Source organism: Bacillus sp. FSL K6-1012, from assembly GCF_037964915.1.
GTDB lineage: Bacteria > Bacillota > Bacilli > Bacillales > Bacillaceae > Bacillus > Bacillus halotolerans.
In genome coordinates this window covers 2,884,283-2,911,245 of the sequence record NZ_CP150175.1, presented here as the reverse complement: position 1 = coordinate 2,911,245, position 26,963 = coordinate 2,884,283, and the positions used below count along the sequence as shown (strand labels likewise).

General features: G+C 44.2%; 21 protein-coding genes and 1 other annotated feature. Of the genes, 19 read left to right on the top strand and 2 right to left on the bottom strand.

Annotation, left to right across the window (positions count from 1 at the left end; all coding sequences use genetic code 11):
- Positions 1 to 70: 70 nt before the first annotated feature.
- The 6 genes from ddcA (at position 71) to yihA (ending at position 9,011) form a co-directional block, all read left to right on the top strand.
- Positions 71 to 1,075, top strand: coding sequence for a DNA damage checkpoint antagonist DdcA (gene ddcA, locus NSS75_RS15205; RefSeq protein WP_024122379.1), 1,005 nt, complete (start codon positions 71 to 73; stop codon positions 1,073 to 1,075).
- A 227-nt stretch (positions 1,076 to 1,302) separates the two neighbouring features.
- The gene (gene tig, locus NSS75_RS15200) at positions 1,303 to 2,577 is read left to right on the top strand and encodes a trigger factor (RefSeq protein ID WP_024122378.1); all 1,275 of its coding nucleotides are present in this window, start codon (positions 1,303 to 1,305) and stop codon (positions 2,575 to 2,577) included.
- A 272-nt stretch (positions 2,578 to 2,849) separates the two neighbouring features.
- Positions 2,850 to 4,112, top strand: a complete 1,263-nt coding sequence (clpX, locus tag NSS75_RS15195) for an ATP-dependent protease ATP-binding subunit ClpX (protein WP_024122377.1) — start codon at positions 2,850 to 2,852, stop codon at positions 4,110 to 4,112.
- 152 nt (positions 4,113 to 4,264) lie between these two features.
- On the top strand, positions 4,265 to 5,923 hold the full coding sequence (gene lonB, locus NSS75_RS15190) for an ATP-dependent protease LonB (protein ID WP_024122376.1): 1,659 nt from the start codon (positions 4,265 to 4,267) through the stop codon (positions 5,921 to 5,923).
- 179 nt (positions 5,924 to 6,102) lie between these two features.
- Complete coding sequence (lon, locus tag NSS75_RS15185) at positions 6,103 to 8,427, top strand: endopeptidase La (RefSeq protein ID WP_024122375.1); 2,325 nt, start codon at positions 6,103 to 6,105, stop codon at positions 8,425 to 8,427.
- Entirely contained in the window at positions 8,424 to 9,011 is a 588-nt protein-coding gene (yihA, locus tag NSS75_RS15180; protein ID WP_101861314.1) for a ribosome biogenesis GTP-binding protein YihA/YsxC, read from the top strand. The genes lon and yihA overlap by 4 nt, the downstream gene beginning before the upstream one ends.
- Before the next feature lie 23 nt (positions 9,012 to 9,034).
- On the opposite strand, the gene NSS75_RS15175 is transcribed toward yihA, so the two are convergent.
- The gene (locus tag NSS75_RS15175) at positions 9,035 to 9,532 is read right to left on the bottom strand and encodes a hypothetical protein (protein ID WP_101861313.1); all 498 of its coding nucleotides are present in this window, start codon (positions 9,530 to 9,532) and stop codon (positions 9,035 to 9,037) included.
- A gap of 230 nt (positions 9,533 to 9,762) precedes the next feature.
- Here NSS75_RS15175 and hemA point away from each other — a divergent pair, with 230 nt between their 5' ends.
- The 8 genes from hemA to cotN all read left to right on the top strand — a co-directional run bounded on the left by hemA (position 9,763) and on the right by cotN (position 19,561).
- Positions 9,763 to 11,130, top strand: a complete 1,368-nt coding sequence (hemA, locus tag NSS75_RS15170) for a glutamyl-tRNA reductase (RefSeq protein ID WP_024122372.1) — start codon at positions 9,763 to 9,765, stop codon at positions 11,128 to 11,130.
- A gap of 7 nt (positions 11,131 to 11,137) precedes the next feature.
- Positions 11,138 to 11,968, top strand: coding sequence for a cytochrome c biogenesis protein (locus NSS75_RS15165; protein WP_010335178.1), 831 nt, complete (start codon positions 11,138 to 11,140; stop codon positions 11,966 to 11,968).
- A 36-nt stretch (positions 11,969 to 12,004) separates the two neighbouring features.
- Positions 12,005 to 12,946, top strand: coding sequence for a hydroxymethylbilane synthase (gene hemC / locus NSS75_RS15160; RefSeq protein ID WP_103671732.1), 942 nt, complete (start codon positions 12,005 to 12,007; stop codon positions 12,944 to 12,946).
- Entirely contained in the window at positions 12,936 to 13,724 is a 789-nt protein-coding gene (gene hemD / locus NSS75_RS15155; RefSeq protein WP_198098506.1) for a uroporphyrinogen-III synthase, read from the top strand. Before hemC ends, hemD begins: the two co-directional genes overlap by 11 nt.
- Positions 13,721 to 14,695: a porphobilinogen synthase gene (gene hemB, locus NSS75_RS15150; protein WP_024122369.1), complete on the top strand. Its 975-nt coding sequence runs from the start codon at positions 13,721 to 13,723 to the stop codon at positions 14,693 to 14,695. The genes hemD and hemB overlap by 4 nt, the downstream gene beginning before the upstream one ends.
- A gap of 29 nt (positions 14,696 to 14,724) precedes the next feature.
- The gene (gene hemL / locus NSS75_RS15145; RefSeq protein WP_185848748.1) at positions 14,725 to 16,017 is read left to right on the top strand and encodes a glutamate-1-semialdehyde 2,1-aminomutase; all 1,293 of its coding nucleotides are present in this window, start codon (positions 14,725 to 14,727) and stop codon (positions 16,015 to 16,017) included.
- A 134-nt stretch (positions 16,018 to 16,151) separates the two neighbouring features.
- Entirely contained in the window at positions 16,152 to 18,503 is a 2,352-nt protein-coding gene (locus NSS75_RS15140) for a LysM peptidoglycan-binding domain-containing protein (RefSeq protein WP_339233644.1), read from the top strand.
- 32 nt (positions 18,504 to 18,535) lie between these two features.
- Positions 18,536 to 19,561 carry a spore coat protein CotN gene (gene cotN, locus NSS75_RS15135; RefSeq protein ID WP_339233641.1) on the top strand — a complete coding sequence of 342 codons (1,026 nt, stop codon included), beginning with the start codon at positions 18,536 to 18,538 and terminating at the stop codon, positions 19,559 to 19,561.
- Positions 19,562 to 19,580: 19 nt separating this feature from the next.
- On the opposite strand, the gene NSS75_RS15130 is transcribed toward cotN, so the two are convergent.
- Entirely contained in the window at positions 19,581 to 19,772 is a 192-nt protein-coding gene (locus NSS75_RS15130) for a hypothetical protein (RefSeq protein ID WP_024122364.1), read from the bottom strand.
- Positions 19,773 to 19,938: 166 nt separating this feature from the next.
- Positions 19,939 to 20,161, top strand: a binding site (T-box leader).
- 59 nt (positions 20,162 to 20,220) lie between these two features.
- Between NSS75_RS15130 and valS the strand changes: the two genes are divergently transcribed.
- The 5 genes from valS to NSS75_RS15105 all read left to right on the top strand — a co-directional run bounded on the left by valS (position 20,221) and on the right by NSS75_RS15105 (position 26,953).
- Positions 20,221 to 22,863 carry a valine--tRNA ligase gene (gene valS / locus NSS75_RS15125; RefSeq protein WP_339233638.1) on the top strand — a complete coding sequence of 881 codons (2,643 nt, stop codon included), beginning with the start codon at positions 20,221 to 20,223 and terminating at the stop codon, positions 22,861 to 22,863.
- Between the two features lie 59 nt (positions 22,864 to 22,922).
- Complete coding sequence (locus NSS75_RS15120) at positions 22,923 to 24,215, top strand: folylpolyglutamate synthase/dihydrofolate synthase family protein (RefSeq protein WP_268496916.1); 1,293 nt, start codon at positions 22,923 to 22,925, stop codon at positions 24,213 to 24,215.
- A 140-nt stretch (positions 24,216 to 24,355) separates the two neighbouring features.
- Positions 24,356 to 25,102, top strand: a complete 747-nt coding sequence (locus tag NSS75_RS15115; protein ID WP_103672516.1) for an A24 family peptidase — start codon at positions 24,356 to 24,358, stop codon at positions 25,100 to 25,102.
- Between the two features lie 132 nt (positions 25,103 to 25,234).
- Positions 25,235 to 26,233, top strand: a complete 999-nt coding sequence (locus NSS75_RS15110; protein ID WP_024122359.1) for an SPOR domain-containing protein — start codon at positions 25,235 to 25,237, stop codon at positions 26,231 to 26,233.
- 150 nt (positions 26,234 to 26,383) lie between these two features.
- Positions 26,384 to 26,953 carry a Maf family nucleotide pyrophosphatase gene (locus NSS75_RS15105; protein ID WP_024122358.1) on the top strand — a complete coding sequence of 190 codons (570 nt, stop codon included), beginning with the start codon at positions 26,384 to 26,386 and terminating at the stop codon, positions 26,951 to 26,953.
- Positions 26,954 to 26,963 lie beyond the last annotated feature (10 nt).

Genomic DNA, 26,963 nt, shown 5'->3' with positions numbered 1-26,963 from the left:
TTCCTTTCTTGTTTTTGTGTACGGGTGTTGATACACTTGAACAAAATAAATGCCTGAAAGGAATATAGGTATGACGCATGACAAGAAAAACGCAAAAATTATTCCTTTTCCTCATTTGAAAGACCGTCTGGTGGAAAAAGGAATGTCCTCGCTGAAGGAGAAAAAGTATCAAGAGGCGCTGGAACTGTTTTCAGAAGCAATGAAATATGATGATACTGAATCAGATCTTCACTTGGGCATGGCCATTTGCTTTTTGGAGCTGGGCGAATTGGAAGAGGCAAAACGTGTATGCGAAAAGATGCTGAAAGAAGGATACGGCCAGTATTTTACAGTTTTACAAGTATACATGACGATCTTAATTCAGCTTAAGAAATACGAAGAAGTCAAAAGCACGATTGAGGCCGTCCTGGAGGAAAATCAGCTGCCCGCGGAAAGCGCCGAGCAATTTTATAAACTGCTTGATTTCAGCCGCAAAATGACCGACCCAGAGCGAGAAGACGAGGCTTGGGCCGAAGAGTATGAAGATGTGATTGACACGGAGAAAGTGTTAGCCAGCCCAGAGGAACAAATGAATTTAATCCATTCATTGAAAGACCGCAATGTAGCGAAGTATACGGGGCTGTTAAAAACAATTCTTGAAGATCCCGCTGCTCACCCGATTATCAAGACGATGATCGTGATGTTAATGGCGGAACACGACTACAGCAAACCGGTCCACATTACAAAATTCGGCGACTCCATGACAATCGAGCCGAGCGAGACTGTCCCGCCTGACGCCTCCCCGATTTTGCACCGCGTTCTCCGTGTGCTGGATGAAACGCTTGGGAATGAAAATCCGACCCTGTATGCTGCGGTAGAAGAACTGTGGAGAAGACATTTGTATGTTTTATATCCATTTCAGCCAAAACTGCTGTCTGCCGATCTTTGGGCGGCGGCCCTGCATAAAGTCGGCTATGAAATGCATGGGATTGAGATTGAAAGAGAAGAGCTGCATATGATGTATGAGTTTACCGACAGAGAACTTGATGAAGCGTGCACAATGATTAAAGATATTGAAGAAATTTCTTATTTGTAAATCACGCCATATAGTTGAAAGCGGTATGTGTTATGTTATAATATAATGGTTGTATTTGTGTATAACGGGTTATAAGAAATACGGTTGGACAGGCTTTGCAGTTCATTATTAAAATGTATACATAATGATTCTGATCTTTGGCAGCTTCGTTTTTGATGGACGAAGCCGAATGATTGCTTTAGAATGGAAGACCGACACAACCTGAATAGATTTTTGGAGGGAAACACATGTCTGTAAAATGGGAAAAACAAGAAGGCAACGAAGGCGTTTTAACGGTTGAAGTTGATGCTGAAACATTTAAAACGGCACTTGATGATGCATTTAAAAAAGTAGTTAAGCAAGTTTCAATTCCTGGATTCCGTAAAGGGAAAATTCCTCGCGGTTTATTCGAACAGCGCTTTGGCGTAGAAGCTCTTTACCAAGATGCTTTGGATATTCTTCTTCCTGTAGAATACCCTAAAGCGGTTGAAGAAGCTGGAATCGAGCCTGTGGACCGTCCTGAAATCGATGTTGAAAAAATCGAAAAAGGCGAAAGCTTAATCTTCACTGCAAAAGTAACAGTGAAACCTGAAGTGAAGCTTGGCGAATACAAAGGCTTAGGCGTCGAAAAAGACGACACAGCTGTAACTGACGAAGATGTTCAAAACGAACTAAAAGGGCTTCAAGAGCGTCAAGCTGAGCTTGTTGTAAAAGAAGAAGGCGCTGTTGAAGAAGGAAACACAGTTGTTCTTGACTTCGAAGGATTCGTTGACGGCGAAGCATTCGAAGGCGGAAAAGCTGAAAACTATTCACTTGAAGTGGGTTCAGGTTCATTCATCCCTGGCTTCGAAGATCAGTTAGTCGGCCTTGAAGCAGGTGCTGAGAAGGATGTTGAAGTAACATTCCCTGAAGAGTACCACGCTGAAGATCTTGCCGGCAAACCAGCTGTCTTCAAAGTGAAAATTCACGAAATCAAAGCGAAAGAGCTTCCTGAGCTTGACGATGAATTCGCAAAAGATATCGATGAAGAAGTGGAAACACTTGCTGAATTGACTGAAAAAACGAAGAAACGCTTAGAAGAAGCTAAAGAAAACGAAGCTGACGCTAAATTGCGTGAAGAGCTTGTTCTGAAAGCTTCTGAAAACGCTGAAATCGATGTTCCTCAAGCGATGATCGACACTGAGCTTGACCGCATGCTGAAAGAATTCGAACAGCGTCTTCAAATGCAAGGCATGAACCTTGAGCTTTACACTCAATTCTCAGGCCAAGACGAAGCTGCGTTAAAAGAGCAAATGAAAGAAGATGCTGCAAAACGCGTAAAATCTAACCTGACTCTTGAGGCGATTGCGAAAGCGGAAAACCTTGAAGTAACAGATGAGGAAGTTGATGCTGAGCTTTCTAAAATGGCTGAAGCATACAACATGCCTGTTGAAAATATCAAACAAGCCATCGGTTCTACTGACGCGATGAAAGAAGATTTAAAAGTTCGCAAAGCAATTGATTTTCTTGTAGAAAACCGTTAATATGGTGCATAATAATAGTAATAATAAAACAGGGCGCGAATGATTCGTGCCTTGTTTTGTACAATTATGATATATCTCTTTTTCTTGGGGCAATATAGTTAATGCAGGCTGTTTTTTTGTCATACATATAGAATGTGCAAGTCAGAAACACAATGTTACCGTCTTTTTGGAAAGTATGGTAAAATGCAATACATACTCGTTTCGTTTCAAGAATCATTTTCTTTTGCTCTGCCGGTAAAAGAAAAAGTGAGACAAGATTAAGGGGTGAAAGAATGTTTAAATTCAACGAGGAAAAAGGACAATTAAAATGCTCGTTCTGTGGAAAAACACAAGATCAGGTTCGTAAGCTTGTAGCTGGACCTGGTGTATATATATGTGACGAATGTATCGAACTCTGCACTGAAATTGTGGAGGAAGAACTCGGAACAGAAGAAGAAGTAGAATTTAAAGATGTGCCGAAGCCGCAGGAAATTCGTGAAATTCTGAATGAATATGTAATCGGTCAGGATCAGGCGAAGAAATCACTAGCTGTTGCGGTGTATAACCACTACAAACGCATCAACTCCAACAGCAAAGTGGACGATGTCGAGCTTTCGAAAAGTAACATTTCATTAATCGGCCCGACAGGAAGCGGTAAAACCCTTCTTGCGCAAACTTTAGCCCGTATTTTAAATGTGCCGTTTGCGATTGCTGACGCTACGTCCCTGACAGAAGCTGGATATGTAGGTGAAGATGTAGAGAATATTCTCTTGAAACTCATCCAAGCTGCTGACTATGACGTGGAAAAAGCGGAAAAAGGCATTATTTATATTGATGAAATCGATAAAGTGGCAAGAAAGTCTGAAAACCCGTCTATTACACGTGATGTGTCAGGTGAAGGCGTGCAGCAGGCATTGCTAAAAATTCTTGAAGGAACTGTGGCGAGCGTGCCGCCTCAAGGTGGACGTAAGCACCCTCATCAAGAGTTTATTCAAATTGATACAACAAACATTTTGTTCATTTGCGGCGGTGCCTTCGATGGTATCGAACAAATCATCAAACGCCGTTTAGGACAAAAAGTGATTGGCTTCGGTTCAGATAATAAGGCTGCAGATCTGGAGAAAGAAGACCTTCTTTCAAAAGTGCTTCCAGAAGACTTGCTCCGTTTCGGATTAATTCCGGAATTCATCGGACGTCTTCCGGTTATTGCAAGCCTTGAAAAGCTTGACGAAGAAGCGTTGGTTGCGATCTTAACGAAACCGAAAAACGCTCTTGTGAAGCAATTCAAGAAAATGCTTGAGCTTGATAATGTTGAGCTTGAGTTTGAAGAAGAAGCGCTGTCTGAAATTGCCAAAAAAGCAATTGAGCGTAAGACAGGAGCACGCGGACTCCGTTCCATCATTGAAGGCATTATGCTTGATGTGATGTTTGACCTCCCTTCCCGTGATGACATTGAAAAATGTGTGATTACTGGGGCGACTGTAACGCATGGAGAACCGCCTCGCCTTTTGTTAAAGGACGGTACTGAGGTTAGCCAAGATAAAACGTCTGCTTAAAAATGAAAATGAATCTCCTGAGTGGTAACATTCAGGAGGTTTTTTTGTTGTGTAAACTCTTCCGGAAAACGTTTATTCCCCTCTTTTGTGGGAGATACTAGCAATCAGAGGAATGAATTGGATACATAAATTGTTTTTCAGGAGGGACCACCATGAGTTGGACAGGGATCGCTTTATTTATTCAGCTGTTTTTTGGGATTATCATTGGTTTGTATTTTTGGAATTTGCTTAAAAATCAAAGGACACAAAAAGTCACGATAGATAAGGAATCAAAGAAGGAAATGGAGCAGCTTCGCAAAATGCGGGCTATCAGCCTGTCCGAACCGTTATCTGAAAAGGTGCGCCCTAAAAGCTTTCAAGATATCGTCGGTCAGGAAGACGGGATTAAAGCGTTAAAAGCTGCGTTGTGCGGACCGAATCCCCAGCACGTCATTGTCTATGGACCGCCGGGAGTCGGAAAAACAGCTGCTGCAAGGCTTGTGTTAGAGGAAGCCAAAAAACATAAGCAATCACCTTTTAAAGAGCAGGCTGTTTTTGTGGAACTCGATGCGACAACGGCTCGATTTGATGAAAGAGGAATTGCCGATCCGCTCATTGGTTCTGTACATGATCCGATATACCAAGGGGCCGGAGCGATGGGACAGGCGGGTATTCCGCAGCCGAAGCAGGGGGCTGTCACGCATGCCCACGGCGGTGTATTGTTTATTGATGAAATTGGGGAGCTGCATCCTATTCAAATGAATAAAATGCTGAAGGTGCTTGAGGACCGGAAAGTCTTTTTAGACAGCGCTTATTACAGCGAAGAAAATACACAAATACCGAACCATATTCACGACATTTTTCAAAATGGGCTTCCAGCTGATTTTCGTTTGATCGGTGCGACAACAAGAATGCCTAATGAAATCCCTCCGGCAATCCGATCCCGCTGTTTAGAGGTATTTTTCCGCGAGCTTGAGAAAGATGAGCTGAAATCAGTCGCCAAAACAGCAGTGGATAAGATTGAAAAGAATATTTCTGAAGAGGGGCTTGATTTGCTGACCAGCTATACGCGGAACGGCCGGGAAGCCGTCAATATGATTCAAATCGCGGCGGGAATGGCGGTGACCGAAGATCGGAAGGACATCACCATTGAGGATATAGAATGGGTGATTCATTCCAGCCAGCTTACCCCTAAGCACGAGCAGAAAATCGGCACTGCACCGCAAATCGGCATTGTAAACGGACTCGCAGTGTATGGCCCTAACAGCGGTTCGCTGCTGGAAATCGAAGTGAACGTAACACCGGCTCAGGATAAAGGGTCAATTAACATTACCGGAATAGCAGAAGAAGAAAGCATCGGCAGCCAATCAAAATCAATTCGCCGGAAAAGCATGGCAAAGGGCTCGGTTGAGAATGTGCTAACCGTACTGCGTACAATGGGAATGAAGCCTTCAGACTATGATATCCACATTAATTTTCCCGGCGGCATTCCGATTGACGGGCCGTCGGCAGGTATTGCCATGGCGGCGGGAATTTTTTCAGCCGTTCATAAAATTCCGATCGACAACACGGTTGCCATGACAGGCGAGATCAGTCTAAACGGACTTGTAAAACCGATTGGAGGCGTGATCCCGAAAATTAAAGCGGCAAAACAGTCCGGTGCCAAAAAAGTTATTATCCCGCATGAAAATCAGCAATCGATCTTAAAACAGATTGAAGGGATCAAAATTGTGGCGGTGAAAACGTTCCAGGAAGTGCTTGATGAAATTTTAGTGAACCCGCCTACTGAACAAAAACCGTTTAACATGCAAATGAATAAAGAATCGGTCTGACCCTATTTTAAAAATAGGGTTTTTTTCATGAAGGACATCTTTTCCTTTTTCAGATCAGAAAGAAAGGGTATACTACGAGGAGACTGTGTTATAGAAAATGAAACCATGCCGTTTATTGTACAAGGATGAAAAAGTTGTATTATAATGGTTCATACTAAAGTCACGGAGGTGTCAGTCACATGGCAGAAGAATTAAAACGCAGCATCCCGCTCCTCCCTTTAAGAGGTTTATTAGTGTACCCGACAATGGTTTTGCACTTAGATGTAGGACGTGACAAGTCGGTTCAGGCCCTTGAACAGGCAATGATGCATGATCATATGATATTTTTAGCTACTCAGCAGGATATTTCGATAGACGAACCGGGTGAAGACGAAATTTTTACTGTCGGCACCTATACGAAAATTAAACAAATGCTGAAGCTTCCGAACGGTACGATTCGTGTGCTGGTGGAGGGCATACAGCGCGCCCAGATCATTGAATACAATGAGCATGAAGATTATACATCAGTAGACATTCAGCTGATCCATGAAGATGATTCAAAAGATACAGAAGACGAAGCGCTGATGCGGACTTTGTTGGACCACTTTGATCAGTACATAAAAATTTCTAAAAAAATCTCAGCCGAAACGTACGCCGCGGTTACTGATATCGAAGAGCCGGGCAGAATGGCAGACATTGTTGCTTCTCACCTGCCTCTTAAACTAAAGGATAAGCAGGATATATTAGAAACGGCTGATGTCAAAGACAGACTGAACAAGGTCATTGATTTTATCAACAATGAAAAAGAAGTGCTTGAGATCGAGAAAAAAATCGGCCAGCGCGTCAAACGTTCAATGGAGCGTACGCAAAAGGAATACTATTTGCGCGAACAGATGAAGGCGATCCAAAAAGAGCTTGGCGATAAAGAAGGCAAAACAGGTGAAGTTCAAACGCTGACCGAAAAAATCGAAGAAGCGGGCATGCCTGACCATGTGAAGGAAACGGCTCTTAAGGAATTAAACAGATATGAAAAAATTCCGTCCAGTTCTGCCGAAAGTTCTGTTATCCGCAATTATATTGACTGGCTGGTCGCTCTCCCATGGACGGATGAGACAGAAGATAAGCTTGATTTAAAAGAGGCTGAACATCTTTTGGACAAAGAACATCACGGACTTGAAAAAGTGAAAGAGCGTATTTTAGAGTATTTGGCTGTTCAGAAGCTGACAAAATCCTTAAAAGGTCCGATTCTCTGTTTGGCTGGACCTCCAGGGGTCGGAAAAACGTCCTTGGCCAAATCGATTGCTAAAAGTATGGATCGGAAATTTGTCAGAATTTCACTTGGCGGGGTGCGCGACGAATCAGAAATTCGCGGGCACAGACGGACATATGTCGGGGCAATGCCGGGACGTATTATTCAAGGCATGAAAAAAGCCGGCAAGCTGAATCCGGTCTTCTTACTAGACGAAATTGACAAAATGTCTTCTGATTTCAGAGGCGATCCGTCATCCGCAATGCTTGAAGTGCTTGATCCGGAGCAAAACAGTACCTTCAGCGACCACTACATTGAGGAGACTTTTGATCTGTCAAAAGTGCTCTTTATCGCTACGGCTAACAATTTAGCGACAATCCCGGGACCGCTTAGAGACAGAATGGAAATCATTAATATTGCGGGCTACACGGAAGTGGAAAAACTTGAAATTGTGAAAGATCACCTTCTTCCGAAGCAGATCAAGGAGCATGGGCTCAAAAAGAGCAACCTGCAGCTGCGTGATCAGGCCATTCTTGATATTATTCGCTATTATACGAGAGAAGCAGGTGTGAGAAACCTCGAACGCCAGCTTGCTGCCATCTGCCGCAAGGCCGCAAAAGCCATTGTTTCTGAAGATAGAAAACGGATTACAGTTACGGAGAAAAATCTTCATGACTTTATCGGAAAACGAATTTTCAGATATGGACAAGCAGAAACGGAAGATCAGGTGGGCGTCGTCACGGGGCTGGCTTATACAACTGTCGGCGGAGATACGCTGTCGATCGAAGTATCGCTTTCTCCAGGGAAAGGAAAATTGATCCTGACGGGTAAGCTTGGCGATGTCATGAGAGAGTCTGCTCAGGCGGCTTTCAGCTACGTGCGTTCAAAAACAGAAGAACTTGGCATTGAACCTGACTTTCATGAGAAGTATGATATTCATATACATGTTCCTGAGGGTGCGGTGCCTAAAGATGGTCCGTCTGCCGGTATCACAATGGCGACTGCGCTTGTTTCTGCTTTAACAGGACGGGCTGTATCGCGTAAAGTCGGAATGACTGGCGAAATTACGCTTCGCGGACGCGTGCTTCCGATCGGCGGACTGAAAGAAAAAGCACTCGGGGCACATAGAGCGGGATTGACGACCATTATTGCGCCTAAAGATAATGAAAAAGATATAGAGGATATTCCAGAAAGCGTCAGAGAGGGGCTTACCTTTATATTGGCATCCCACTTAGACGAAGTTTTGGAACATGCCTTAGTAGGAGAGAAGAAATGAAAGTCACAAAGTCAGAAATCGTAATCAGTGCAGTTAAACCTGAACAGTACCCTGAAGGGGGGCTTCCGGAGATTGCACTGGCCGGAAGATCGAACGTTGGAAAGTCATCTTTTATCAATTCATTGATTAATCGTAAAAATCTTGCGAGAACATCATCAAAACCGGGAAAAACACAAACATTAAATTTCTACATTATTAATGACGAATTGCATTTTGTTGATGTACCGGGTTACGGTTTTGCCAAAGTGTCAAAATCCGAGCGTGAAGCTTGGGGCAGAATGATTGAAACCTACATCACGACACGCGAGGAATTGAAAGCAGTGGTGCAGATCGTTGATTTGCGGCATGCACCGTCTAATGATGATGTGCAGATGTATGAATTCTTAAAGTATTACGGCATTCCTGTTATTGTTATCGCTACAAAAGCCGATAAGATCCCGAAAGGAAAATGGGACAAACACGCGAAGGTTGTAAGACAGACATTAAATATTGATCCGGAAGACGAGCTGATTCTCTTCTCCTCAGAAACGAAAAAGGGGAAAGACGAAGCTTGGGGAGTGATCAAAAAAATGATAAACCGGTAGAGAATACTCTCTGCCGGTTTTATTTATCGTATAGATTTTTTTCGTTTTATCAATAATAACAATAAACTGATTCCGATAAATACAAATGGCCAATACTCTTTCAGCAGGGCCGTGGGAACATGCGCAGACTCGAGCCATGCCATAATCTGTTTGAAAAAGTAAAGAAACAGGGAAAAACAAATCATCGAAACAGCTTCATATACATATTCTTTTTTCTGAACGGTTGAAACGAGCAGTGAGAAGCCGACCATGAAGAGTAGCATTTCAAAATCATCCGGCCACCATGTCCACTTTGGCTTAGCGAAAAAGTGCAAACCGATTCCGAAGAGAAGCAAGCCGATAAAGAAATGGGGGGAGACAGCTTCTTTTTTTCCTTGGTATATAAAGGATGCGCCTAACAGCATAAGAAGAACAGGCCATTGATCCTGTCCTGAAAACAGTTCGGCTTGGCCGCTTTCAAGCCATGCGTAAACGGATGCGGCGAGCAGCAGACAAGGAAATAAAATTGATTTTTGTTTCATGCATATCACCTTCTTGTTTTCTAGAGCTGATTTTGAGTAATTTTCTGCTGTTTTTGGTATTGTCAATAGGAACATATTTTGTTCGTGAAGCTTTTTCTAATATAGCACAAGATTTTTGAAATCTGTTCACAATTTGCGAAAGAAACTATGTTATAATTATTATAAATAATGAATTCTATGTTAGAATGATTATAAATTAAAGTTTGGGTGTTGGGGGTGTAAGGAAAGCTATGCATATACTTGTTGTGGGAGTAGATTATAAATCCGCCCCTATTGAGATACGTGAAAAAGTAAGTTTTCAGCCGAATGAGCTTGCAGAAGCGATGGTGCAGCTAAAAGCAGAGAAAAGCATTCTCGAAAATATCATCGTATCTACCTGCAACCGCACTGAAATTTATGCGGTAGTCGACCAGCTCCATACCGGCCGTTATTATATAAAAAAATTTTTAGCTGACTGGTTTCACTTAAGCAAAGAAGACCTGTCGCCGTTTTTAAGATTTTATGAAAGCGATGCGGCTGTTGAGCATTTGTTCCGTGTAGCCTGCGGATTGGATTCTATGGTGATCGGTGAAACGCAAATTCTCGGTCAGGTGCGCGACAGCTTCAAAACAGCTCAGCAAGAAAAAACGATCGGCACGATTTTTAATGAGTTGTTTAAGCAGGCGGTTACAGTGGGTAAACGGACTCATGCCGAAACAGACATTGGCTCTAATGCAGTGTCTGTTAGCTATGCGGCCGTTGAGCTTGCGAAAAAAATCTTCGGAAACCTTTCAAGCAAGCATATATTGATCCTTGGTGCAGGAAAGATGGGCGAGCTTGCAGCCGAAAATCTGCATGGACAGGGAATCGGAAAAGTGACCGTCATTAACAGAACATACTTGAAAGCGAAAGAACTTGCAGACCGTTTCTCCGGTGAAGCGCGAAGCTTAAATCAGCTTGAAAGCGCGCTTGCAGAAGCCGATATTTTAATCAGCTCTACCGGTGCGAGTGATTTTGTTGTGTCTAAAGAAATGATGGAAAACGCGAATAAGCTTCGCAAGGGCCGTCCTTTATTTATGGTGGACATCGCCGTGCCAAGAGACTTGGATCCCGCTTTAAACGATCTAGAAGGCGTCTTCCTTTATGATATAGACGATCTTGAAGGGATCGTAGAAGCGAACCTGAAAGAGCGGAGAGAAACCGCTGAGAAGGTTGAACTGTTAATCGAAGAAACCATTGTGGAGTTTAAACAATGGCTGAATACACTCGGTGTAGTGCCCGTCATTTCCGCATTGCGTGAAAAAGCGCTGGCAATCCAGTCTGAAACGATGGACAGCATTGAACGGAAGCTGCCTCATTTGACGACAAGAGAGAAAAAACTTTTGAATAAACATACGAAAAGTATCATTAATCAAATGCTCCGCGACCCGATATTAAAGGTGAAAGAACTTGCGGCAGAGGCTGATTCTGAAGAAAAGCTGGCTTTGTTTAAGCAGATTTTTGATATAGAAGAAGCTGCGGGCCGGCAAATGATCAAAAGCGTTGAAGGCAGCCAAAAGGTCCATTCTTATAACAAGGCTGAATCAAGAGCGGGGTTTGCCCCACTTGTAAGTGAGTGAAAGCTGAATGATTGATACTGCAATGGCAAGACTTAATGAAGGGACAATCGTCATTTACGCATTAAGTGTACTCTTTTATTTTATAGATTTTCTTCAACACAACCGGAAGGCTGGGAAAATGGCCTTCTGGTTGCTTTCTATTGTCTGGACTCTGCAAACCGTGTATTTAGCCTACTTTATGTGGGTGACGGGGCGGTTTCCGGTATTAAATGTGACGGAGGCCCTTTATTTTTATGCTTGGGTGCTTGTCACACTGTCACTTGTACTGACAAAGCTGCTGCGTGTTGATTTTATTGTGTTTTTTACAAATGTAATAGGGTTTGCTATGATCGCCATTCATACATTTTCACCGACGGAGCAGCAGTCAGCGGCTTTTTCGGGTCAGCTCGTATCGGAGCTGTTAGTGATTCATATTACAATGGCGATTCTTTCTTACGGTGCTTTTTCCCTTTCTTTTGTATTTTCTGTGCTCTATTTGTTTCAATATCATCTGTTAAAAAAGAAAAAATGGGGAAAGTGGCTGTTGAGAATAGAAGATTTGTCTAAGCTTGATTATATGGCGTATGTTCTGAATGTCATCGGAGTTCCGATGCTTTTGCTGAGTTTAATTCTTGGCGTCATTTGGGCGTATGTGTCTCTAGAAACGCTGTATTGGTTCGACGCCAAAGTGCTTGGTTCGTTTGTCGTCCTGCTTCTGTACAGCTATTATCTTTATATCAGGCTGATTAAAGAGCTTCAGGGGAAGGTCGCCGCACTGTGGAATACGGCTTGTTTTCTCGTGCTGATGATCAATTATTTCCTGCTCGGAAGCCTGTCTCAATTCCATTGGTTCAGTTAAATAATGTGCCCAAGCAGATTCGGGAGGAAAGAAAAAATGAGAACGATAAAAGTAGGTTCCAGACGGAGCAAACTCGCTATGACCCAAACAAAATGGGTGATTCGCAAACTGAAGGAAATCAATCCTTCTTTTGCTTTTGACATAAAAGAAATCGTCACAAAGGGTGACCGGATCGTTGATGTTACCCTGTCAAAAGTGGGAGGGAAAGGGCTGTTTGTCAAAGAAATCGAACAAGCGCTTTTAAACGAAGACATTGATATGGCGGTTCACAGCATGAAGGATATGCCTGCCGTTTTGCCTGAAGGCCTTGTGATCGGCTGTATTCCTGAACGGGAAGATCCTCGTGACGCTCTTATTTCAAAGAATCGTGTAAAGCTTTCTGAATTGAAGGAAGGTGCTGTAATCGGCACAAGCAGTTTAAGAAGAAGCGCGCAGCTTTTGATTGAGCGCCCTGACATTACAATTAAATGGATTAGAGGTAATATAGATACGAGACTTCAAAAGCTGGAAAACGAAGATTATGACGCAATTATTTTAGCTGCAGCAGGGCTTTCCAGAATGGGCTGGAAGCAGGATGTCGTAACTGAATTTCTTGAGCCTGAGCGCTGTCTTCCGGCTGTTGGCCAAGGCGCTCTTGCAATTGAGTGCCGCGAATCCGATCGAGAGCTTTTAACGTTATTTTCTCAGTTTACGGATGAGTATACAAAACGGACTGTACTGGCAGAACGTGCCTACTTAAACGCGATGGAGGGCGGCTGTCAGGTGCCGATCGCCGGCTACTCGGTGATAAACGGCCAGGATGAAATTGAACTGACAGGGCTTGTGGCTTCGCCTGATGGAAAAATCATTTTCAAAGAAACCGTCACCGGAAACAATCCGGAGGAAGTCGGTAAGCGCTGTGCGGCTCTCATGACTGATAAAGGCGCTAAAGATTTAATCGATCGCGTAAAACGGGAGCTTGATGAGGATGGTAAATGATTTTCCTTTGAAAGGAAAAACAGTGCTTGTCACCCGAAATAAGACGCAGGCAAAATCGTTTCGGCAGAAAGTGGAGCAGCTTGGCGGAAAAGCGGTATTGGCCTCATTGATCACGTTTCGCCGAGCTCTGCCGAATGATCTGGCGGAACAGGTGCGAACAGATCTAACCATACCGGGCTGGCTTGTGTTTACGAGTGTAAATGGAGCGGATTTCTTTTTTTCTTATCTGAAAGAAAATCAGCTTATTGTTCCCGGTCATAAAAAAATTGCGGCTGTTGGTGAAAAAACCGCACGCCGTTTAGAATCGTACAACGTATCGGTTGATGTAATGCCTCATGACTATATTGCAGAACAATTGGCGGACGCTCTTAAGCAGCATGCCGAACCGTCAGAACGGATTTCAGTCATAAAAGGCAATTTATCTCGCGATGTGATAAAAAAAGAGCTTACGCCTCTTGGCTTTGAGGTGAAGGAATGGGTCGTATATGAAACTGTTCCTGATGAAGATGGCATCGAGGAATTAAAAAATGCCGCGAATCAGTATTCATTTGATTATGTGACATTTACAAGCTCATCAACCGTACATACATTTATGCATGTTCTGGGAGAAGGAATAAAAAAATGGCCGGTGCACCAGACGGACTGCATCAGCATCGGACCGCTAACGAGGGACGCTCTGCTGTCGTACGGAATCACGTCGTATATGCCTGATACATTTACAATTGACGGCATGCTTGATTTAATGTGCCGCATGTCTAGAAAGGAAGATAGAATATGAGTCAATCATTTAACAGACACCGCCGTTTGCGGTCATCAAAAGCAATGAGAGAGATGGTGAAAGAAACTCGTCTGCATCCATCTGATTTTATTTATCCGATCTTTGTCGTTGAAGGTTTAGAAGGAAAAAAAGCTGTTCCTTCAATGCCTGATGTTTATCATGTATCTTTAGATCTATTAAAGGATGAAGTGGCTGAGCTGGTCAGTCTCGGAATTCAATCCGTCATTGTTTTCGGCATACCTGAAGAAAAAGATGATTGCGGAACGCAAGCTTACCATGACCACGGTATTGTGCAAGAAGCAATTGCCGAAATTAAAAAGCACTTCCCTGAGATGGTTGTCGTTGCTGATACATGCCTATGTGAATATACAGATCACGGACATTGCGGTCTCGTCAAAGACGGACAGATCCTGAATGATGAATCCTTGGAGCTATTGGCACAGACAGCTGTCAGCCAAGCAAAAGCCGGAGCGGATATCATTGCGCCTTCTAACATGATGGACGGATTTGTGACGGTTATCAGAGAAGCGTTAGATAAAGAAGGCTTCATCAATATTCCGATCATGTCTTACGCCGTGAAATATTCAAGTGAGTTTTACGGTCCGTTCCGTGATGCAGCAAACAGCACGCCTCAATTTGGCGACCGCAAAACGTATCAAATGGACCCTGCCAACCGTCTGGAAGCACTCCGTGAAGCCCAATCAGATGTTGAGGAAGGCGCGGACTTCCTGATTGTGAAACCTTCACTTTCTTATATGGATATCATGCGGGATGTAAAAAATGAGTTTACATTGCCGCTTGTGGCTTATAATGTAAGCGGAGAGTATTCTATGGTGAAGGCTGCAGCTCAGAACGGCTGGATCAAGGAAAAAGAGATTGTCTTAGAAATTTTGACAAGCATGAAGCGTGCGGGTGCCGACCTGATTATTACGTATCATGCAAAAGACGCAGCAAAATGGCTTGCGGAGTAATTTTATTCAGTTGACAGGAGTTGAGGCAGATGAGAAGCTATGAAAAATCAAAAGCGGCTTTTAAAGAAGCGCAAAAACTCATGCCGGGCGGTGTAAACAGCCCCGTTCGCGCCTTTAAATCGGTAGACATGGACCCGATTTTTATGGAGCGCGGAAATGGCTCTAAAATCTATGATATTGATGGAAATGAGTATATTGATTACGTATTGTCATGGGGGCCTTTAATTTTAGGACACACAAATGACCGCGTTGTAGAGAGCCTCAAAAAAGTGGCTGAATACGGGACAAGCTTCGGGGCTCCGACTGAGGTGGAAAATGAATTGGCGAAGCTCGTCATTGACCGAGTGCCGTCAGTAGAAATTGTACGGATGGTCAGCTCAGGAACCGAGGCGACCATGAGCGCGCTTCGTTTGGCAAGAGGATATACAGGCCGCAATAAGATTTTAAAATTTGAGGGCTGCTACCATGGACACGGAGATTCTCTGCTGATTAAAGCGGGTTCAGGAGTGGCAACACTCGGTCTGCCTGACAGCCCGGGCGTACCTGAAGGAATAGCGAAAAACACCATCACCGTTCCGTACAATGATTTAGAAAGTGTAAAGCTTGCATTCCAACAGTTCGGTGAAGATATTGCAGGCGTCATCGTAGAACCGGTTGCCGGAAACATGGGAGTAGTTCCGCCGCAAGAAGGCTTCCTGCAAGGATTGCGTGATATTACTGAACAGTACGGCACGCTGCTGATTTTTGATGAAGTCATGACTGGCTTCCGGGTCGATTACAAATGCGCTCAAGGCTATTTCGGCGTAACGCCTGATCTGACTTGCTTAGGAAAAGTGATCGGGGGCGGACTGCCTGTCGGCGCTTATGGCGGTAAAGCCGAAATTATGGAGCGGATTGCTCCGAGCGGTCCGATTTATCAGGCAGGTACGCTGTCAGGCAACCCGCTTGCGATGACGGCTGGACTCGAAACATTAATGCAGCTCACGCCTGAATCATACAAGATCTTTATGAAAAAAGGTGACAGGCTGGAAGAAGGCATTTCAAAAGCGGCAGAGGCGCACGGTATTCCGCATACCTTTAACCGCGCAGGTTCAATGATCGGTTTCTTCTTTACAAATGAACCTGTCATCAATTATGAAACAGCCAAAGCATCGGATTTGAAGCTGTTTGCCAAGTATTATAAAGGAATGGCAAACGAAGGTGTGTTCCTTCCGCCGTCTCAATTTGAAGGGCTTTTCCTCTCGACGGCTCATACTGATGAAGATATTGAAAAAACAATTCAGGCAGCTGAGAACGTATTCGCTGAGATCAGCCGCGGATAAGTACGATAAAAACCGGTATCAAGGACATCCTTGTACCGGTTTTTCTATGCTTCCCCATTCATATTTTCTCCATTTCATACATACACCTTTAGTGACATCTAATTTTAAGGATTAGATGAAAGGAGGATATGAACTTGCCGCAAAATCATCGATTGCAATTTTCTGTAGAAGAATCGATCTGTTTCCAAAAAGGACAGGAAGTTTCTGAACTGCTTTCCATTTCATTAGATCCTGATATTAGGGTTCAGGAAGTAAATGATTACGTTTCAATCAGAGGATCGCTTGAACTTACAGGTGAGTACAACATAGATCAGAGCAAAAATACTGAAGAGTTTTATACCGATAAGCGATTTGTCGAAGAGGTCAGAACGAGAGAGGATGGAACTGCGGAACTGACTCATTGTTTCCCTGTCGATATAACCATCCCGAAAAATAAAGTCAGTCATTTACATGAAGTTTTTGTGTTTATTGATGCATTTGACTATCAACTAACAGACTCGCGCATCCTGACGATCCAGGCTGATTTAGCAATAGAAGGCCTTCTTGATGACACAGCAGACAGAGAGCAAGACATTCCTCTCTATGAAGCTCCTGATGAAGGTTTTTCTGAGCCGCCAGAGCTATTTGCTTTAGAAGCAGAGGACAGCGAAGAAGAAGCGCCAGCCGAGCCGCCGGAGCTTCTAGTCTCGGAAGCAGGGCTTCGTGAAGAGCAGGAAAATGAAGAGGAAGAAGCTGAGCGGTCAGAGCCATTGGCTTTGAAATCAGAGGACAGCGAAGATACAAAGGCGGAAGAAGCGCCAGCTGAGCCGCCGGAGCTTCTAGTCTCGGAAGCGAGGCTTCGTGAAGAGCAGGAAAATGAAGAGGAAGAAGCTGAGCGGTCAGAGCCATTGGCTTTAAAAGCAGAGGACAGCGAAGGTATAAAGGCGGAAGAAGCGCCAGCTGAGCCGCCAGAGCTTGTTGTCTCGGAAGCGAGGCTTCGTGAAGAGCAGGAAAATGAAGAGGAAGAAGCTGAGCGGTCAGAGCCATTGGCTTTAAAATCAGAGGACAGCGAAGGTATAAAAGCGGAAGAAGCGCCAGCTGAGCCGCCGGAGCTTGTTGTCTCGGAAGCGAGGCTTCGTGAAGAGCAGGAAAATGAAGAGGAAGAAGCTGAGCGGTCAGAGCCATTGGCTTTGAAATCAGAGGACAGCGAAGACATAAAGGCGGAAAAAGCGCCAGCTGAGCCGCCGGAGCTTCTAGTCTCGGAAGCGAGGCTTCGTGAAGAACAGGAAAATGAAGAGGAAGAAGCTGAGCGATCAGAGCCATTGGCTTTAAAAGCAGAGGACAGCGGCGGTATAAAAGCGGAAGAAGCGCCAGCCGAGCCGCCAGAGCTTGTTGTCTCGGAAGCGAGGCTTCGTGAAGAACAGGAAAATGAAAAGAAAGAAGCTGAGCGATCAGAATCAGCTGCTTTAAAAGCAGAGGGCAGCAAAGATATAAATGCAGAAGAAGCGAAGCCGCCGGAGCTCATTCTTTCAGAGGCAGGGCTTCGTGAGGAAGCGGAAACAGTAGAAGCAGATTCCCCAAAGGCTGCTTCAGTAATAGAGCTCCGCGAAAAAGCAGAGACGGAAGAAGAGCAGGCTGAACTGTCAGAACTGTCAGAACCGCTTGTTTCGGCGGCGGAAATATCACCTGCTGTAGAAGCTGAGCTTCAGCAAGAGGCTGAGCGTGGTGAAGAAAAAACAGAAAAACCAGATTCTTCTATTCTTGAGCATGCTCTGCGTCAAGAATCCCAAAAAACAGAATCGGAGCTATCGGATCACATAGAGCCTGCACCTCGACAGGATGCAGAACAACTGAAGGAAGTCCAGGAAACTATACATGAAGACGTTGTTTCTTTAGAAGGAAGCAGAGAGCAGGAAGAAGCGCCAGCTGCACTTTTAAAGGAAGAAGCAGCAGCTCCAACCCTGCATTTTAATCAAAAGATAAGTGCTGAAGGGGAATCTCAGGAAGAAGAGCTTACGCCGGCCTACCGTACCTTCCTGCCGGAACAAGATTCAGAAGAGCATTCCTTTTATTCAGCGCCTAAGCTGCTGGAGGAAGAAGAGCAGAAGAAAGAAAGCTTTGAAATTGAAGTGAGAAAAACACCTACACCTGAAGAATCTGAGGAAGAGGCGTCTTTTCATTCTTACCAGCTGCCAGACACTTCCGAACCTGAAAGGAAGGAAACAGATGCTATTGCTGGGGCTGTTCCTGCTGCTCAAACAAAGGGAACTGAAACAAAGGAAAATCATAATTCTCTTTATTTAACAAAACTCTTTACGAGAGAAGAAGATGAGTTTTCTAGAATGAAAATCTGTATTGTTCAGCAGGAAGATACCATTGAACGTTTATGCGAACGGTACGACATTACCTCCCAGCAGCTGATCAGGATGAATTCTTTGGCGCTGGATGATGAATTGAAAGCAGGGCAGATTCTTTATATCCCTCAATACAACAGCAGCCATGCGTAAGCCGTAAGCGATCGGAAAATGTGGTGAATGGAATGGAAGATGTCCAATCGGTTCTTCAGGAATACGGACTGACGGCTCAATTTATTGAGCCAGTCAGTTCTCGTGTGTGGAAAGTGTATTCAGATTATGGGGTATTTGCGCTGAAAAAAATGAAATCGGTTCGCGGCAAACATTTTACAGATCAAATGGTGGCAATTGAGGAAAAAGGCTTTCATTCCTTTGTTCCCATTTACAGAACAAATGGGGGAGATTTTTTCTCCGGGGGCGTACAAACTGGAGACTCCTATTACTTAATGCCTTGGCTCCAATTTGACCAAGAGGAAGAGCGGGATCAGAAACATGCCTATCTATTTAGAGAAACAGCCCGCCTTCACGAGAGAACTGCGCAGGAAATCAAGGTCAGGCGTGAAGACATTGAACGCCACTATGAACAAACGAGAAAAAAGTGGGAAAATGAAAAGGTCATTTATGAACAGTTTGTAGACAGAGCTGAGAAAGAATGGTACCTTTCCCCCTTTGAATTGCAGGCTGTAACCTATTATTCAGAAACCATTTCCGCCGTAAACTTTGCGCTTGAGCGGATTAAGGACTGGTATGAAGCGGCAAAAGAAAAAGGCTCCTCAAGGGTTGTCATTACCCACGGCAGCCTGTCTATTCACCATTTTCTGTATAATGATGCAGGGACCGGATACTTTACGAATTTTGAGAGAGCGTCTGTGGGGCCGCCGCATAACGACTTGCTCGGCTTTTACACACGAATGTTCAGCGGTTTTCCAAAAGCTTGTCCGGAGTGTGTCGATTGGTTTTATGCATATACGAAAGCATTTCCTCTGCATGAGGCTGAAATCAGTCTTTTTCTCAGTTACATGGCTTATCCGGCAACGGTGTACAAAGTGCTGAACCGCTATCAGACCGGGAAAAGACGGCGTGAAAAAGATGAATGTACACACTTATTAAAGGCATACTGGCAAATGAAAAATATTGAGCCGTTTGTGATGAAAATCCATCAAATTGAACAAGAGAAAAAATTTCAGGCGGAAAACGAGTCCACGTCTTAATTGGCGCGGACTTGTTTGTTTATATCCATTCCAAATGAAGCGCACAGGCTAACAGAATCAATATTGCGAGCAGCAAGACATCAAAGGTTGTCGGAAAGAAAATGGTTCTGATACCTTGAAAAATCGTAATCGGGATAATCACTTGCGCGGATACAAGCCGAATTTGCCTGACCCACGGCGGCAGGGAATAAGAGCTGAAACGTTTCTTCACGGTGCATCCTCCTCAACGCATTTACAAGCATCATATGTATACTTGGTCAATAGGTGCCTGCCCATCTTGTATAGGACGCAGTATTTTTGGAAAAGATGATTGACGAATCAAAAACACTTTTACTATAATAAAGAACATAAATAAAGTATATAATGAGCTGATAGATACACCTGCTTAGAACGGGAAGAGTACAAGAAAGACGCATGCAGAGAGAGAAGCCGCTTGCTGAAAGGCTTCTTATGTTGTCTGATTGGAAGGTCGCCCGGGAGCATAATTTCTTGAAAGAAGAGTAGAGAAATTCGGGAAACCCCCGTTATCCGTTGAAGCGCATGAACTGACAAAGTTCATGAAAAAAGGTGGTACCGCGAAAGAGCTTTTTCGTCCTTTTCCCAAGGATGAAGGGCTCTTTTTTCGTTCTCAGCCATTTTAAACATGCTGGAGGGTTATGATGGAAACGAATGAACAAACAATGCCGACGAAATACGATCCGGCTGCGGTTGAAAAAGACCGATATGATTTTTGGCTAAAAGGTAAGTTTTTTGAAGCAGGCAGCGATCAGACAAAAGAGCCGTACTCTGTCGTTATTCCGCCGCCAAACGTAACAGGAAGGCTTCACCTTGGCCACGCTTGGGATACCACGCTGCAAGACATTGTAACAAGAATGAAACGCATGCAGGGGTATGATGTACTGTGGCTTCCGGGTATGGACCACGCCGGTATCGCGACACAGGCTAAAGTTGAAGCGAAACTTCGTGAAGAAGGCACAAGCCGTTACGATTTAGGCCGTGAGAAATTCCTTGAAGAAACGTGGAAGTGGAAGGAAGAGTATGCTGATTTCATCCGCAGCCAGTGGGCGAAATTAGGGCTTGGCCTTGATTATTCCCGTGAACGCTTTACGCTTGATGAAGGCTTAAACAGAGCGGTTCGCGAAGTGTTCGTCAAACTTTATGAAAAAGGCTTGATCTACAGAGGCGAATACATCATAAATTGGGACCCTGCAACAAAAACAGCTTTATCAGACATTGAGGTCATTTACAAGGATGTTCAAGGCGCGTTTTATCACATGAGCTATCCGCTTGCTGACGGATCAGGTTCAATTGAAATCGCGACGACACGTCCAGAAACGATGCTTGGTGATTCGGCCGTTGCGGTTCACCCTGAAGATGAGCGCTACAAGCACCTTATCGGAAAAACGGTTATTCTGCCTATCACAAATCGTGAAATACCGATTGTCGGCGATGACTATGTTGATATGGAATTTGGTTCAGGTGCGGTGAAAATTACGCCTGCCCACGATCCGAACGACTTCGAACTTGGCAACCGTCATAACTTAGAGCGCATTCTTGTCATGAATGAAGACGGCACGATGAATGAAAATGCGCTGCAATATCAAGGCATGGATCGCTTTGAATGCCGTAAAAAGCTCGTTAAAGATTTACAGGAGGCAGGCGTTCTCTTCAAAATCGAGGACCATCTGCACTCTGTCGGACATAGTGAACGAAGCGGAGCGGTTGTTGAGCCTTATCTTTCTACCCAATGGTTTGTGCGCATGCAGCCGCTTGCTGATGCAGCAATTGAATTGCAGGAGAAAGAAGAAAAAGTCAACTTTGTTCCTGACCGCTTCGAAAAAACGTATTTGCATTGGATGGAAAATATCCGCGACTGGTGTATTTCCCGTCAATTATGGTGGGGCCACCGCATTCCTGCCTGGTATCATAAAGAAACAGGCGAGTTATATGTCGGTCTTGAAGCGCCGGAGGACAGCGAAAATTGGGAGCAGGATACAGACGTGCTGGATACATGGTTCAGTTCTGCGCTCTGGCCTTTCTCCACTATGGGCTGGCCTGATTTGACAGCTGAAGACTTTAAACGCTATTATCCGACTGACGTTCTCGTTACAGGCTACGACATCATTTTCTTCTGGGTGTCACGCATGATTTTCCAAGGGATTGAATTTACTGGCGAACGTCCGTTTAAAGATGTTTTAATCCATGGCTTAATCCGTGATGAGCAAGGCAGAAAAATGAGTAAATCTCTTGGCAACGGTGTCGATCCGATGGACGTGATTGACAAGTACGGAGCCGATTCCCTTCGCTATTTCCTGGCGACTGGAAGCTCTCCTGGCCAAGATCTTCGCTTCAGCTATGAAAAAGTGGAATCGACTTGGAATTTTGCCAATAAAATTTGGAACGCTTCTCGTTTCGCATTAATGAACATGGATGGCATGACATATGATGAGCTTGATCTTTCAGGTGAGAAATCAGTAGCTGACAAGTGGATTTTAACGCGTTTAAACGAAACGATCGAAAGTGTGACACAGCTAGCTGATAAATATGAATTTGGTGAAGTCGGCCGCCATTTATATAACTTTATTTGGGACGATTTCTGTGATTGGTATATTGAAATGGCGAAGCTTCCTCTATACGGAGAAGACGAAGCGGCTAAGAAAACAACCCGTTCCATTCTTGCTTATGTTCTGGATCAAACGATGCGCCTGCTCCATCCGTTTATGCCATTCTTAACGGAGGAAATTTGGCAGCACCTGCCTCACCAAGGAGAATCCATTACTGTAAGCAAATGGCCTGCTGTTGTGCCTGAGCATACAGACACTGAAGCTGCTGCTGACATGAAGCTTCTCGTTGAACTGATCCGTTCTGTGCGTAATATCCGCAGCGAAGTAAACACACCGATGAGCAAGCAAGTTGAATTGTACATTAAAGCGAGCACGGACGAGGTCGCAGCCCGTCTCGAAGCAAACCGTTCTTATGTGGAACGCTTTACAAATCCGAGCGCGCTGAAAATCGGTACAGATATCGAAGCTGTTGATAAAGCAATGACGGCAGTTGTCACAGGAGCAGAGGTCATACTTCCGCTTGAAGGTTTAATTAATATCGATGAAGAAATCGCCCGTCTGCAAAAAGAATTCGATAAGCTGACGAAAGAAGTCGAGCGTGTCCAAAAGAAACTTGGAAACGAAGGATTTATAAAAAAAGCGCCTGCGCACGTAATTGATGAAGAACGTGAGAAAGAGAAAGATTATGTGGCAAAGCGTGACGCTGTTCAAAAACGAATGGCTGAGCTGAAGGGCTAATGAAAAGCCGAGGCGGTTTCTTGAGAAACCGCCTTGTCTTATAAAAGAGGGGATTATCATTGTTTACTGCATATGAAGAAGCGCGCAGCTGGATTCACAGCCGTCTAAAATTCGGAGTGAAGCCCGGTCTTGATCGAATGAAGCAGCTGATGGCGCGATTGGACCATCCTGAAAAGAAAATCCGCGCGCTCCACGTGGCGGGAACAAACGGCAAAGGCTCAACTGTCGCTTTTATCCGTTCTATGCTGCAAGAAGCGGGATACACTGTCGGTACGTTTACATCGCCTTATATCATCACATTTAATGAGCGCATCAGCGTAAACGGCACACCTATTACAGATGAGGAGTGGGTCACACTCGTTAATCAGGTGAAACCGATCGTTGAAGCGCTTGATCAAACTGAACACGGTCAGCCGACAGAATTTGAAATTATGACGGCTTGTGCATTTTTATATTTTGCTGCGTATCATCAGGTCGATTTTGTTATTTTTGAAACAGGTCTGGGCGGAAGGTACGATTCTACTAATGTTGTCGAACCGCTTTTAACCGTCATCACAAGCATCGGACACGACCATATGAACATTTTAGGAAACACCATTGAAGAAATCGCAGGCGAAAAAGCCGGGATTATAAAAGAAGGCATTCCGATCGTGACAGCCGTTACCCAGCCGGAAGCCTTACAGGTAATCCGGCATGAAGCTGAGCGAAAATCTGCTCCTTTTCAGTCATTGCATGATACAAGCAGGATTTATAATGAAAAGGCTCTCCCTGCAGGAGAACAGTTTTCTTTAAAAACCGGAGAAACGTGTTATGAAGATATGCGAACATCTCTCATCGGTACGCATCAAAGACAAAATGCAGCATTGTCCATTTTGGCTGCCGAATGGCTTAACAGGGAAAACATTGCTGAAATTAGTGGTGCTGCGTTAAGAAGCGGACTCGTAAAGGCTGCTTGGCCGGGCAGATTAGAGTTGGTTCAGGAACATCCGTCGGTATATTTAGACGGCGCCCATAATGAAGAAGGGATCGATAAGCTGACTGAAACGATGAAGCAGCGTTTCCCGGATTCCGATATTTGTGTGGTGTTCAGTGCGTTAAAGGACAAGCCGTATCATGACATGATTAAGAAACTGGAAACGATCGCGCACTCGATTCATTTTGCTTCTTTTGATTTTCCGCGTGCTTCTCTTGCGAAAGATCTGTATGATGCTAGTGAAATCAGCAGCAAAAGCTGGAATGAAGATCCGGAGCATGTGATCAAATTAATAGAAAGCAAAAAAGGCTCAAATGATATCGTGCTCATTACGGGATCACTTTATTTTATTTCTGACATTCGAAAAAGAATGCTGTAATGACTTTGGCCCGGCAGAATCAATAATGATATTCTGCCGGGATTTTTTCTGTCAAAATCTAAAATTGCTTATTATAGATCAATATGCTTGCTGTGCTACAATCCATAGCATAATCTAAAGAGAGTAAAGGTGTGTTGTCTATGATTCCGATTCTTTTTGTCCTCGGCCTTATCCTCGGTTCATTTTATTATACGGTTGGATGCCGTATCCCCTTGCACATATCCATCATAAGTCCGCGTTCGGCATGTTCCTTTTGCCGTCGAACCCTAACCCCGACGGAATTAATCCCTGTTTTATCTTTTATTCTGCAAAAAGGCAATTGCAAAAGCTGCGGCCAAAAGCTCTCTCTTATGTACCCGGCGGCAGAGCTCTCGACAGCGAGTTTATTTGCAGCCGCGGGATTTCGTTTCGGTTTGTCTTGGGAACTGATTGTTGCGTTGGTGTTTCTATCTCTTCTAATTATTGTTTCTGTGACAGATATTCACTTTATGCTGATTCCAAATCGCATATTGCTATTCTTTCTTCCCTTTCTGGCGGCTGGCAGAATCATTTCTCCGCTTCTTTCTTGGTATGAAGGCTTTATAGGCGCGGCTGCCGGTTTTCTTTTACTGGCCTTTATTGCCGTCATCACTCATGGAGGAATAGGGGGAGGGGATGTTAAATTATTTGTCGTTATCGGCCTTGTGCTTGGTGTAAAAATGCTTGCTGCCGCCTTTTTCTTTTCAGTTTTTATAGGCGCATTGTACGGAGCTGCCGCTGTACTGTTCGGAAGGCTGGCCAGAAAACAGCCGATTCCCTTTGCCCCGGCAATTGCGGCTGGAAGTATTTTCGCTTATTTATACGGTGACTCTATCATTTCCTTTTATGTCAAAACGGCGTTAGGCTGACTGATGAAAAATTTGACGAACGTTTTTTGGACAAGACGACAAAAGTCTTGTTCTTTTTTTTTTCGCCTGTGCTAAAGTGTGTAGCATGAAAAGCCACAAGAACGGTCACACAAATGAAGGGAGGAAGCAGAATTGAAAAAAAGGAAGCAAAAAAAAATCAGTAAAGCGGAAGAAAAAGCCCTTAAGGTGACGATTAATGGAAAAGAAGAAACAGTTTATGAACAAGAGACACCGGAGACAGAGCAAGAAAAAAACATGACGTTTTCAAATTGGGAGGAAAAGAGAAAGGCGGAGCAGGAGGTTGCGGCATCCCATGAACATCCTGATGAAGATGAATTCAACTGGGATTCAGACGAGGATAAGGTGTTTAAAGATGACCCCAAAGTTGTTCCGCCTTATCAAAAGAAGAAATCGAAGCTCTATTCAAAAGGAAAGTCAGGGTCGGCCAAGCCGGTAAAAAGAGTGGCGGCGACAATTGCCTTTGCTGCGGTTTTAGGCACAGGCTTAGGGCTATTCGCATTGAATATATCAGGCAATAAAGAAGCGTCGGCGCCAGCCTCCTTAGACGATTCTTTAGGCAGCCAGACGGCAAAAGCAGGAGATACATCTGCGGAGAAACAAAGCACCGGCGGTGAAAAACAAGCGGCACAAACGGAAGGTACATATAAAACATATGCAGTTCAAGCAGGAAAGTTTTCAAATGAAAAGGGTGCTGAGACGTTAACTGAACAGCTGACTGAAAAAGGATATTCCGCCGTCTCCCTGTCAAAGGATGACGGGTACACGTATGTCATCGCGGGTCTGGCAAATGATAAGGCTGTATCACAGCAGTTAGGGCAGCTTTTGATCGACAGCGATTTTGAAGCTTGGGGAGGCAAGGAATTATCCTTATCAATAGAGTCGGATATGACAGATTCTTTCAAGAAAACAGCAGAGCTCTCTGCGAAGGCGATTCTCGGAGAAGATATCACAAAAGCAAGTGTTAAAAAAATAGAAAAGTCGCTCGGTGAATCAGAAGCGGCTGAAACGGGAGAGAAAAAAGCAGTTTTGCAGGCGTTAAAGGAATTAGAGGACCCAAGTGCTGAAGCCGGATGGAAGGCTCAGCAGCAGCTTTTAGCCGTAATTAAATAATAGAAAGTGCCTGAGCCTTCGTCCTTAGTGACAGGCTTTTTTTATTTTGTCATGAAAAAGTTATTTTTCTGAAATTGTGGCGAGCCTCATGATTTGGTAGGATAAATGAGTATCTTTTTTTCTTAAGCAAACCCTGAAAGGATGACGAACATGGCTAAGCCGCTTATACTTGCATCACAATCTCCGCGAAGAAAAGAACTCCTCGATCTGCTTCAGATCCCCTACACCATTATTGTCAGTGAAGTAGAGGAAAAATTAAATCGAAACTTTTCACCTGAAGAAAACGTCCAATGGTTGGCAAAACAAAAAGCTAAGGCTGTGGCCGATCTCAATCCGGGCGCAATCGTAATCGGTGCTGATACAATGGTATGTCTTGACGGTGAGTGCCTAGGCAAACCGCAAGATCAAGAAGAAGCCGCTGCTATGCTCCGCAGGCTTTCCGGCCGTAGTCATTCAGTGATAACCGCTGTCAGTATTCAAGCTGCAAATCACAGCGAAACGTTCTATGATAAGACTGAGGTTGTGTTTTGGCCCCTCAGTGAAGAAGATATTTGGACTTATATTGAAACGAAAGAACCGATGGATAAAGCAGGTGCTTACGGCATCCAAGGAAAAGGCGCACTTTTTGTAAAAAAAATAGACGGAGATTATTATTCAGTCGTAGGGCTCCCTATATCAAAAACAATGAGAGTTCTGAAGGATTTTGATGTAGAAGCCTGACGATTTTTAT

Bases quoted from the DNA above. Each gene is read 5' to 3' on its own strand.
- hemL (WP_185848748.1), top strand. From the start codon at position 14,725: ATGAGAAGCTATGAAAAATCAAAAGCGGCTTTTAAAGAAGCGCAAAAA.
- hemB (WP_024122369.1), top strand. From the start codon at position 13,721: ATGAGTCAATCATTTAACAGACACCGCCGTTTGCGGTCATCAAAAGCA.
- lon (WP_024122375.1), top strand. From the start codon at position 6,103: ATGGCAGAAGAATTAAAACGCAGCATCCCGCTCCTCCCTTTAAGAGGT.
- cotN (WP_339233641.1), top strand. From the start codon at position 18,536: ATGGAAGATGTCCAATCGGTTCTTCAGGAATACGGACTGACGGCTCAA.
- yihA (WP_101861314.1), top strand. From the start codon at position 8,424: ATGAAAGTCACAAAGTCAGAAATCGTAATCAGTGCAGTTAAACCTGAA.
- hemA (WP_024122372.1), top strand. From the start codon at position 9,763: ATGCATATACTTGTTGTGGGAGTAGATTATAAATCCGCCCCTATTGAG.
- NSS75_RS15115 (WP_103672516.1), top strand. From the start codon at position 24,356: ATGATTCCGATTCTTTTTGTCCTCGGCCTTATCCTCGGTTCATTTTAT.
- NSS75_RS15175 (WP_101861313.1), bottom strand. From the start codon at position 9,532: ATGAAACAAAAATCAATTTTATTTCCTTGTCTGCTGCTCGCCGCATCC.
- ddcA (WP_024122379.1), top strand. From the start codon at position 71: ATGACGCATGACAAGAAAAACGCAAAAATTATTCCTTTTCCTCATTTG.
- hemD (WP_198098506.1), top strand. From the start codon at position 12,936: ATGGTAAATGATTTTCCTTTGAAAGGAAAAACAGTGCTTGTCACCCGA.
- hemC (WP_103671732.1), top strand. From the start codon at position 12,005: ATGAGAACGATAAAAGTAGGTTCCAGACGGAGCAAACTCGCTATGACC.
- NSS75_RS15165 (WP_010335178.1), top strand. From the start codon at position 11,138: ATGATTGATACTGCAATGGCAAGACTTAATGAAGGGACAATCGTCATT.
- NSS75_RS15105 (WP_024122358.1), top strand. From the start codon at position 26,384: ATGGCTAAGCCGCTTATACTTGCATCACAATCTCCGCGAAGAAAAGAA.
- valS (WP_339233638.1), top strand. From the start codon at position 20,221: ATGGAAACGAATGAACAAACAATGCCGACGAAATACGATCCGGCTGCG.
- lonB (WP_024122376.1), top strand. From the start codon at position 4,265: ATGAGTTGGACAGGGATCGCTTTATTTATTCAGCTGTTTTTTGGGATT.
- clpX (WP_024122377.1), top strand. From the start codon at position 2,850: ATGTTTAAATTCAACGAGGAAAAAGGACAATTAAAATGCTCGTTCTGT.
- tig (WP_024122378.1), top strand. From the start codon at position 1,303: ATGTCTGTAAAATGGGAAAAACAAGAAGGCAACGAAGGCGTTTTAACG.